At 66.5% G+C, this 7,275-nt stretch carries 8 protein-coding genes; 7 read left to right on the forward strand and 1 reads right to left on the reverse strand.

All coding sequences use genetic code 11. The features are described from left to right. Positions 1 to 24: 24 nt before the first annotated feature. The 5 genes from AC0V2Y_RS10840 to AC0V2Y_RS10860 all read left to right on the forward strand — a co-directional run bounded on the left by AC0V2Y_RS10840 (position 25) and on the right by AC0V2Y_RS10860 (position 6,184). On the forward strand, positions 25 to 1,098 hold the full coding sequence (locus AC0V2Y_RS10840) for a glycosyltransferase family 4 protein (protein ID WP_475416344.1): 1,074 nt from the start codon (positions 25 to 27) through the stop codon (positions 1,096 to 1,098). Continuing rightward, positions 1,088 to 2,662 (forward strand): MBOAT family O-acyltransferase, encoded by a 1,575-nt coding sequence (locus AC0V2Y_RS10845; RefSeq protein ID WP_475416343.1) that lies wholly within the window; start codon positions 1,088 to 1,090, stop codon positions 2,660 to 2,662. Before AC0V2Y_RS10840 ends, AC0V2Y_RS10845 begins: the two co-directional genes overlap by 11 nt. Positions 2,663 to 2,664: 2 nt before the next feature. Next, on the forward strand, positions 2,665 to 3,855 hold the full coding sequence (locus AC0V2Y_RS10850) for a hypothetical protein (RefSeq protein WP_475416342.1): 1,191 nt from the start codon (positions 2,665 to 2,667) through the stop codon (positions 3,853 to 3,855). Between the two features lie 44 nt (positions 3,856 to 3,899). Continuing rightward, entirely contained in the window at positions 3,900 to 5,093 is a 1,194-nt protein-coding gene (locus AC0V2Y_RS10855) for a hypothetical protein (protein WP_475416341.1), read from the forward strand. A gap of 86 nt (positions 5,094 to 5,179) precedes the next feature. Continuing rightward, a complete protein-coding gene (locus AC0V2Y_RS10860) occupies positions 5,180 to 6,184 on the forward strand; it encodes a 2-hydroxyacid dehydrogenase (RefSeq protein WP_475416340.1) in 1,005 nt (334 codons plus the stop codon). On the opposite strand, the gene AC0V2Y_RS10865 is transcribed toward AC0V2Y_RS10860, so the two are convergent. Next, a complete protein-coding gene (locus tag AC0V2Y_RS10865) occupies positions 6,173 to 6,535 on the reverse strand; it encodes a TfoX/Sxy family protein (RefSeq protein ID WP_475416339.1) in 363 nt (120 codons plus the stop codon). The genes AC0V2Y_RS10860 and AC0V2Y_RS10865 overlap by 12 nt on opposite strands. Positions 6,536 to 6,633: 98 nt before the next feature. Between AC0V2Y_RS10865 and AC0V2Y_RS10870 the strand changes: the two genes are divergently transcribed. Then, positions 6,634 to 6,867, forward strand: a complete 234-nt coding sequence (locus AC0V2Y_RS10870) for a hypothetical protein (protein ID WP_475416338.1) — start codon at positions 6,634 to 6,636, stop codon at positions 6,865 to 6,867. Next, positions 6,864 to 7,275 (forward strand): MepB family protein (locus AC0V2Y_RS10875; protein WP_475418340.1); only part of this gene is annotated, 412 nt, incomplete at its 3' end. The genes AC0V2Y_RS10870 and AC0V2Y_RS10875, both read left to right, overlap by 4 nt.

Here is a 7,275-nt window from a genome sequence, read left to right on the forward strand (position 1 = left end):
GCGCGGGCCCACGAAAGGAAGACCATGCGTGTCGGTATCCTGTCCTACCCGATGCTGTTCCAGCGCGACGGCGGCTTGCAGATCCAGGTACGCGAAACCATCGCCGCGCTGAACCGGCTGCCCCAGCTGCCGGCGCGCCCGCTGGAAGTGCAGCTGGTCGACGCCAACCACCAGCGGCTGGCCGATTTCGACGTGCTGCACGTGTTTTCAGCGAGCAATGGCACCTACCGCATCATGGAAATGGCCAGCGAGCAAGGCGTGCCCGTGGTGCTGTCGCCGCTGATGGCGCCCAGCTGGAACCGCGCCAGCGCCTGGCGCGCGCGGCTGGCAGACCGCCTGGCGGGGCGATTGACGGAGTGGATGGTGCAAACGAGCTATGCGCAAACGCGGCGCGCCCTGCAGCTGGCCGACGTGGTGATCGCCCTGGGCGAAGCCGAGCGCGACGCCATCGTGCAAGGTTTCGGCATGGAGAGCGACGCCATCCGCGTCTTGCCGAACGGGATCAACCCGCATTTTTTCACGGCCAATGGCGATTTGTTCCTGCGCGAGACGGGCATCGCCGGGCCGTTCGCGCTGATGGTGGGCAGCATTTCGCCGTATAAAAACCAGCTGGGACTGGCCCAGGCGCTGATAGGCGCCGGCTTGCCCCTGGTGCTGATCGGCGCAGCGCCCCGGGAACAGCAGGCGTATCTGCAGCAATTGCTGGACTTGCCGCACGTCAGCTGGCTGGGCGCGCTCGACCACGCCGACCCGCTGCTGGCCAGCGCCTACCATGCGGCGGCCGTGGCGGCCTTGCCCAGCCAGGGCGAGGTGTTTCCCTTGAGCGTGCTCGAAGCGCTGGCGGCCGGCACGCCCGTCGTCATGACGGCGCAAAGCGCGCTGGACTTGCCCGATTCCGCGTTTGCGCTGCGCAAGGTGCGCTGGGACGACGGCGCCGCGCAGCGCCAGGCCATCCTCGAACTGCTGGCGCTGCCGCCCGAACGCGCGCGCGTGCAGGCGCTGGTGGAACGCTTTACGTGGGAACGGGTGGCGGCGCAGATCGTCGATTGTTATTACCAGGCGCAGTCCTTGCCAGCCAGGAGGCAGCATGCTGTTTAATTCCTTCGCCTTCCTGTTCGCCTATCTGCCCATCGTGCTGGCCGGCTATTTTTTGCTGGACCGCTGGGCGTACGCCGGCGGCCCGTCCACCAGCTGGCGCCGCCTGGCGCCCGCGACTTGGCTGGCGCTGGCCTCGCTGTTCTTCTATGCCTGGTGGGACGTGCGCTACCTGCCGCTGCTGCTGGCCTCGATCTGCGTCAATTACGGCGCGGGGCGGCTGATCGGCGCGCGCGCGGGCGCGGCCCGCAAGCGCGTGCTGGTGGCGGCGCTGGCACTGAACCTGGGGCTGCTCGCCTACTATAAATATGCGAATTTCTTCATCGGCAGCGTGAATGCCGTCGCCGTGGCCGCCGGCGCCGACGCCGCCAGCCTGCCATGGCACGGCCTCGACATCATCCTGCCGATCGGCATCTCGTTCTTTACCTTCACGCAGATCGCCTTCCTCGTCGATTGCTACCGGGGCGAGGTGCGCGAATACCGCTTCATCCATTACGTGCTGTTCGTCAGTTACTTTCCCCACCTGATCGCCGGCCCCGTGCTGCACCACCGCGACATGATGCCGCAGTTCGCCGACCCGGCCAATGCCCATCCGCGCGCCGCCAATTTCGCCGTCGGCCTGTCGATCTTCACCATCGGGCTGGCAAAGAAGGTGCTGATCGCCGACAACCTGTCGCCGCTGGCCATTCCCGTCTTCGCGGCCGGCGCCGAACCGACCCTGATCGAGGCGTGGATCGGCGTGCTGGCCTACACCTTCCAGCTGTATTTCGATTTTTCCGGCTATTCCGACATGGCCATCGGCCTGTCGCGCCTGTTCGGCGTGAAATTGCCGCTGAACTTCAATTCGCCGTACAAGGCGGCCAATATCGCCGACTTCTGGCGCCGCTGGCACATGACCTTGTCGCGTTTCCTGCGCGACTATCTGTACATACCGCTGGGCGGCAGCCGGCGAGGCGAAGCCATGCGCTACCGCAACCTGATGCTGACCATGCTGCTGGGCGGCTTGTGGCATGGCGCCGGCTGGACCTTCGTCATCTGGGGCGGCTTGCACGGCCTGTACCTGGTGCTGCAGCAGGCGTGGCAGCGCGCGTTCGGCGCGGTCCGGGCGCGCTGGTGGCCCGCTTGGTGGTCCACTTCGCTGACCTTTTTCGCCGTCATGCTGGCCTGGGTCTTCTTCCGCGCGCCCGACGTGGCCACGGCCTGGGACATCTCCGGCGCGCTGCTGGGGGCGAATGGCGTGAGCCTGCCGCGCGGCCTGGCCAGCCACGGCGCCAGCCTGGCGCAGTGGGGCCTGCATCCGGCCTTTGGCGGCATCCGCTGGATCGAACTGGAAGGCTACGGCTTGCCCGTGCTGCTGGGAGCCATGCTGCTGGCCTTCAAGGCGCCGAATACGCAAGAAATATTCTTTCTCTACGAGCCTACCATTGAAAGAATATTTCAGCCCGCCGGGCGCTGGGCCTTCAGCTGGCGGCCCACGCGCCGCTGGAGCGTGGGCCTGGCAGCGCTGTTCGTTGCCTGTATCTTCGGCATGAACCGGGTCACCGAATTTCTCTACTTCCAGTTCTGAGCATGGATACCGCCGCCCGCCGCTACCTCGTCTGCTTCATCGCCTGCGTCGGCCTGGTGCTCGGCGCCGTCTCGTTGCTGAACTACCAGGTCGACCCCTACCTGCTGCACCAGTGGGACAGCCCCTTGCTGCAGCGCCCGCGCCAGCTCAATGAAAAGCTCGGTGCCTGGGCCAAGACCTACGCCGTGGCGCGCTACCGGCCGGCCATCATCTACATCGGCAATTCGCGCACGGAAATGGGCTTGCCGACAAGCGTGCGCGCACTGTTCCACGGCAAGCGCGTGTTCAACAGCGCGGTGTCCGGCGCCTCGATCGGCGACGCCATCCGCCTGGCCGAGCATGCTGCCAGGGTCAGCCGTGTCGAAACCATGGTGTGGGGTGTCGACGCGCCCACTTTTTCCCTGGAGATGGGGGCGGCGCGCGTGGAAGACAGCCTGACGGGCGCCGGACACGGCTTTTTCGTCCGGCGCGCCCTGGTCAACCTGAAGCGCGGCCTGACGGTGGACATGACGCAGGACAGCGTGCGCATCCTCACCGGCAATGCCGGTGATACCTGCCGCTCCAACCTGGCCATGTACGGGCAGCGCGACGAGACGTGCACCCGCAAGGGCATCGCGCACTGGCTCGGCACGAAGGACGCCATTCCCGTGCGGCTGCAGGAATTCGGCGATGGCCTGGGGCCGACGCCGCCCTCGACATTGGCGCTCGACGCCAGCATCGGCAAGCTGTGCCGCGCTGGCCTGCGCCTGCGCCTGTACATCAACCCCACGCACGCGCTGACCTTGTACGCGCTGCACTGGCGCGGCAAGTGGGATGCCATGCAGGCCTGGCAGCGGGGACTGGTGAATATCGCCGAACGCCACCGCCAGCAGGGTTGCGACGTGCGCCTGGTTGATTTTTCCGGCTTTAACAGCATCACGACCGAAGCGACCCCGCTCGTCAGCGGCAAGCCCGACATGCATTACTACTGGGAAGTGTCGCATTACCGGGACAATGTGGGCCGCCTGATCCTGGCGCGCCTGTTCGGCGGCGGCCCGCCGGCGCCCGCCGATTTCGGCGTGGAGCTGACGCCGGCCAACGTCGACGCGCACCAGGCGGCCATGCGCGCCGCGCGCGACCGCTATCGCGTGGAACACGCGCGCGAGGCGGCCTATGCGCAGCAGGTGCTGGACGGGCCGCTGATCCGGCGTTGATGCAGGACGCCACGTACGCCATTTCTCTACTTTCAAAGCTGACCATGGATACCACCGCCCGCCGCTACCTCGCCATCTTCTTTGCCTGCGCGCTGGCCGCGCTGGCGCTCGTTTCCGCCGTGAATTACCACGTCGATCCGTACTTGCTGCACCAGTGGGACAGCCCGCTGCTGCAGCGATTGCGGCCGACGACGGAAAAACTCAGCGTGTGGGGCAAGACGTATGCCGTGGCGCGCTACCGGCCCGCCGTCGTCTACATCGGCAATTCGCGCACGGAAATGGGTTTGCCGGTGAACAGCATGCGTACTTTGTTCGATGGCAAGAGCGTCTTCAACAGCGCCGTCTCGGGCGCCTCGATCGGCGAAGCCATCCACCTGGCCGAGCATGCGGCCAGGGTCAGCCATGTCGATACGATGGTGTGGGGCATCGACGCACCCTCGTTTTCCCTGGAACTGGGTTCGGCCGGCGTGGAGCCGGGCTTGACGGAGGGTGGCCCCGCGTTTTTTGCGCGGCGCGCCTTGCTCAACATCAAGCGCGGCCTGACGGTGGACATGACGCGCGATACCTGGCGCATCCTCAGCGGCAGCTATGACGGCGTCTGCCTGTCCAGCCTGGCGTTGCACGGCCAGCGCGACGAGTCCTGCCTTACCAGCCGCAACCGTACTTGGACGGGCACGGCGCGCGCGTTCACGCCGCGGTTGCAGGAATTCGGCGACGGCCTGGGTCCGACCGTACCCGCGCTGCAGGCTTTCGATGCCAGCGTGGGCAAGCTGTGCCAGGGCGGCACGCGCTTGCGCCTGTACATCAATCCCACGCATGCGCTCACGCTCGACGCCCTGTACTGGCGCGGCAAGTGGGCCGCCATGGAACAGTGGCAGCGCGATCTGGCGCAGATGGCGGGGCGCTACCGCCAGCAGGGCTGCGATGTGCGCCTGTACGATTTTTCCGGCTTCAACAGCGTTACCAGCGAGCCGATCCCGCAGGTGACGGGCATGCGCGAAATGCGCTATTACTGGGAAGCGTCGCACTACCGCGACAATGTGGGCCATCTCATCCTGGCGCGCCTGTTCGGCGGCGAGTTGCCGCCGCCGGCGGACTTTGGCGTCGAGCTGACGCCGGCAAGCATCGCGGCCCACCAGGCGGCCACGCGGGCCGCGCGCGCGCGCTACCACGTCCAGCACCCCGAAGAAACGGCCTACCTGCGCCACGTGCTGACCTTGCCCCGCGAACCCAAATAGGCGACCAAGCTGCCAGGCGGACGCCGTGGGGCAGGGCGCTTGCGCTATGATGATGTTTTGCCATTCAGCAAGTTCCAGGACGCCCCATGAAAATCGCCTTCTTCGCCAGCCAGCCCTACGACCGCCGTTTCTTCAATGAAGCCTTGCCGTCCCAGCCCGACCCTGCCGGCATCGAACTGGTCTACCACAGCGCCTTGCTGAGCCAGGAAACCGTGGTGCTGGCGCAAGGCGCCGAGGCCGTCTGCGTCTTCGTCAACGACGTGCTCGACGCGCCCGTGTTGCAAGCCTTGCACGGCTACGGCGTGCGCGCCATCCTGCTGCGCTGCGCCGGCTACAACAACCTCGACCTGGAGGCGGCGAAACGCCTGGGCCTGTTCGTCGCCCGCGTGCCCGCGTATTCGCCGGAAGCCGTGGCCGAATACACCTTGGCCCTGGTGCAGACCCTGAACCGCCACACGCACCGCGCCTACGCCCGCGTGCGCGAAGGCAATTTCTCGCTCGACGGCTTGCTGGGCGCCACCTTGCACGGCAAGACCGTGGGCATCGTCGGCACGGGCAAGATCGGCCTGGCCACGGCGCGCATCTTCAAGGGTTTCGGCTGCACGGTGCTGGGCCACGACCTGTATCCGGCGCCCGCGTTCGGGGAGCTGGGCACGATGGTGGAACTGCCGCGCCTGCTGGCCGAGTCCGACATCGTCTCCCTGCATTGCCCCCTGATGGACGGCACGCGCCACATGATCAGCGCAGCGACTCTGCCGCTGATGAAGCAGGGCGCCATGCTGGTGAACACCTCGCGCGGCGGCCTGATCGACACGGGCGCCGTCATCGAGGCGCTGAAATCGCGCCAGCTGGGCTCCCTGGCCATCGACGTGTACGAACAGGAAAGTAATCTGTTCTTCCAGGACCGCTCGTCCGACATCATCGACGACGACGTCTTCCAGCGCCTGATGACCTTCCCCAACGTGCTGGTGACGGGCCACCAGGGCTTCTTCACCATCGAGGCGCTGCGCGAAATCGCCGCCATCACCTACCACAACCTGCAATGCTTCCGACAGGGCAAGGCGTGCGAGAACAGCGTATTAGCTGCTTGAAGCCGGCTTTTTGGGCTTGGGCGGCGGCTTGGGTTTCGGCTGCGGCAAGGCGTCCGCCGTGCGCCGCGCCAGCTGGGACAACCAGTCGCGCTCGTCCCACAGCCCGCCATCGATGAGGAAATACGGCTTGGCTTGCGGGTAGGGCGGCGCTTCCTGCAGCGGACCCTGCGCGCCGATCCAGGGGCGGCCCGCGTCCGTCGGCTTGATGAAGAGCATGTCGTCGGCGACGATGGCGAACATCTTGCCGTCGCAATACAGCCCATACTCGCCAAACATCTTCTTTGCGCTGATACTGCCCGCGCCCGCCATCTGGTCGAGCAAAAAATCCACCGTGCCTTGCTGTGATGCCATGTCGTCCTCCGTATGAAGGAATAGTGTAGCGCACTGGCCAGGACAAGGCGGTGCGGCTACACTACGGCCATTGATTTTTTCGCATCCCTTATTCTGTCATGACATCCCAGCGTATTATTCACCGCGGCATCACCATTGCCACCCTGGCCCCCAGCGATGCCATCGAAACGCACTGCGCACCGGGCCAGACGGCCATCCGTGAGCGGGGCGACGGCTGGTGGCTGTATTTTGTCGACGAGGATGGCAAGATCGACGGCTACGACAGCCCCTTCGCCAGCCATGCCGAGGCGCTGTGGGCGGCCAAGGCCGCAGCCGAGTTCAGCGCGCAATGAAGGCTAGTCCCTGGGCCTTCCTGGGCTTGCCGCAAGCGCCCGTGCCGGAAGCGGAAAGCGCGGAATACGGCGCCTGCCGCGCCGAGCTGCACGGCAAGCGCCTGGTCTTGCGCGTGGCGAAAACGACGCCGACGAAGATCGGCCAGTTCGTCACCGTCTGGAAGCGCTCCCATCCCGACGCCGAGATCGCCCCGCTGGACGAAGCGGACCCCGTCGATGCCGTCATCATCGCCGTCACTGACGGTGCGCGGCACGGCTTCTTCATTTTGCCGCGCAGCGTGCTGGCCGAACGGGGCGTGATGTCCCGCGCCGGCCAGGGCGGCAAGCGCGCGCTGCGCGTGTATCCGCCCTGGTGCGCGCCGGATGCGCCGCAGGCGCAGCGCACGCAGCGCTGGCAGGGGGAGTGGT

The sequence above is a fragment of the Janthinobacterium sp. BHSEK genome (genome assembly GCF_056174685.1).